Source organism: Faecousia intestinalis (genome assembly GCF_040096185.1).
Lineage (GTDB): Bacteria > Bacillota > Clostridia > Oscillospirales > Oscillospiraceae > JAZOXB01.
The window spans coordinates 1-2,531 of sequence record NZ_JBBMFF010000068.1 but is presented as its reverse complement, the minus strand read 5'-3'; the positions used below and the strand labels follow the sequence as shown (position 1 = coordinate 2,531).

The 2,531-nt window shown below is 59.9% G+C and carries 2 protein-coding genes; both read left to right on the top strand.

The genetic code is table 11. The annotated features are described in order from the left end of the window. Window positions 1-391: hypothetical protein (locus WMO66_RS00945; protein WP_349134534.1), on the top strand; the 391-nt coding region annotated here is incomplete at its 5' end. Window positions 392-422: 31 nt separating this feature from the next. Then, window positions 423-2,252, top strand: a complete 1,830-nt coding sequence (gene typA, locus WMO66_RS00940) for a translational GTPase TypA (RefSeq protein ID WP_349134533.1) — start codon at window positions 423-425, stop codon at window positions 2,250-2,252. Window positions 2,253-2,531: the final 279 nt, after the last annotated feature.

Sequence of the window (2,531 nt, the reverse complement as noted above, 5' to 3'; positions counted from 1 at the left end):
CTGCACGAGATGGCCACGGCCCCGTTGGGGCCTCGCAATGACAAAGCTGTGGGCCTTGCGCCACAGAATGTGTGCCGCAATCATCGCCAACCTGCAAGGCGCTCACCGCCCGCAAAGGGCACGCTGCATCCGTTTTTTACAAAAAAGTTCGAAAAATCACGATTTTCACCTTGCGGATTTTGCCTGCGTGTGGTATATTTTCATTTTGTGGACAAAAAATCTTTTGGGCAACACCGCACAATTGCAGCTTCGACCTTCGCCGGATATTTTTCGCCGATCCATCGGTTTGAAAAGCTTGAGGTACACAAAGTACATCTGCACTTTTCAAACCTTGTCTCGACAAAAAATCTCCCGCCGAATGCTCTTGCTGAATCATGCGTTGCTGCCCTAGACCGGATACAGAATAGAAGGGACTGTCTTCCATGACGGATCAGAAAAACATTCGAAATATCGCCATCATCGCGCACGTTGACCATGGCAAGACGACGCTGGTCGATGAAATGCTCAAGCAGGGCGGCATCTACCGCGAGAATCAGGCTGTGGTGGACCGCGTGATGGACTCGGGCGATCTGGAGCGTGAGCGCGGCATTACCATTCTGGCCAAGAATACCGCCGTGCATTATAAGGGAACGAAAATCAACATCGTCGATACCCCGGGCCACGCCGATTTCGGCGGCGAGGTTGAGCGTATCCTCAAGATGGTCAACGGCGTTCTGCTGCTCGTCGATGCGGCGGAGGGCCCCATGCCGCAGACCCGCTTCGTGCTGCAGAAGGCGCTGGAGCTGGGCCACAAGGTCATTGTCGTTGTCAATAAGATCGACCGTCTCGACGCCCGCGTCGAGGAGGTCATGGACGAGGTGCTTGAGCTGCTGCTCGACCTGAACGCCACGGACGAGCAGTTCGAATCGCCGACGCTGTTCTGCTCCGCGCGGCAGGGCATCGCCAGCTACTCGCCGAACGAGACGGGCGTGAATCTCGACCCGCTGTTCGATACCATCGTCAACTATATCCCTGCACCGGAGGGCGACCCCACGGCGCCCATGCAGATGCTCGTCTCCTCCATCGATTATAACGACTACGTCGGCCGTATCGGCATCGGCCGCGTCGAGCGCGGCACCGTCCGCGTCAATCAGGAGGTCGCCATCTGCGACTATCACGATCCCAGCCACTCCGCCAAGGGCAAGATCGTCGCGCTCTATGAGTTCGACGGCCTCGGCAAAAATCCCATTCAGGAGGCAGGGGCAGGCGAGATCGTCGCGTTCTCCGGCATGGCGGACATCACCATCGGCCGCACGATCTGCGCGCCGGAGCAGGTGGAGCCGCTGCCCTTCGTGAAGATCTCCGACCCGACCATCGAGATGACGTTCTCCGTCAACGATTCTCCGTTCGCGGGCAAGGAGGGCAAGTACGTCACGTCACGAAATCTGCGCGACCGTCTGCAGCGCGAGCTCCTCAAGGATGTCTCCCTGCATGTGACGGAGCAGGGCACAGACGCGTTCAACGTCGCGGGCCGCGGCGAGATGCATATCTCCATTCTCATTGAGACGATGCGCCGCGAGGGCTATGAGTTCCAGGTCAGCACCCCGCGCGTTCTGACAAAGGTCATTGACGGAAAGGTCTGCGAGCCGATCGAGCGCATGGTGGCCGACGTTCCGGAGGCCTCCATGGGCAGCGTCATCGAAAAAATGGGCCGCCGCAAGGGCGACCTGCTCTCCATGAACCCTGTCGGCAGCCGCTATCGCCTCGAGTTCCTCGTTCCGTCGCGCGGCCTGTTCGGCTATCGCAGCGAGTTCCTGACCGATACGCGCGGCGAGGGCATCATGTCCTCCGTGCTGGATTCCTACGCCCCCGTCAAGGGTGAGATCGAGCGCCGCAAGACCGGCTCGCTCGTCGCCTTTGAAAGCGGCGAGGCCTGCACCTACGGCCTGTTCAACGCGCAGGAGCGCGGCGTCCTGTTTATCGGACCGGGCACGCAGGTCTATGCCGGTATGGTCGTCGGCATCTGCTCGCGCAATGAGGATATGACCGTCAACGTCTGCAAGAAGAAGCAGCTGACGAACATGCGCGCCGCCGGTGCGGATGATGCGCTCCGCCTGACGAGTCCGCGCCAGATGTCGCTGGAGCAGTGCCTGGAGTTCCTTGCGGACGACGAGCTGCTCGAGGTCACGCCGCAGAGCCTGCGTATCCGCAAGCGTGAGCTGGATCACGCGGCCAGAATGCGCCAGATGATGAAGCAGCGCAACAATCAGTAAAAGAACAAAGCAAACGGGAGCGGACGCCGTCCGCTCCCGTTTTGCATGAATTCGGGGGTGTGCCACGCTAGGTGCTGCACCTGCAAACCGGTACAGACTGTCGTTAACATGGTGTGCACCAATTGCGTCTGTAGCGGCGCTCCCTGAGCGCCTAAGGCAGTTGCGGGTATTGCAGCAGTAATTCAGCGGCGCGAGGCAAACAGATTTGTCATTGCGAGGAGGCCGCAGGCCGACGTGGCGCCCTGAGCGCGAAGCGCGAGGAAGTGCCCTTGGGGTGCA

Bases quoted from the DNA above. Each gene is read 5' to 3' on its own strand.
- typA (WP_349134533.1), top strand. From the start codon at position 423: ATGACGGATCAGAAAAACATTCGAAATATCGCCATCATCGCGCACGTT.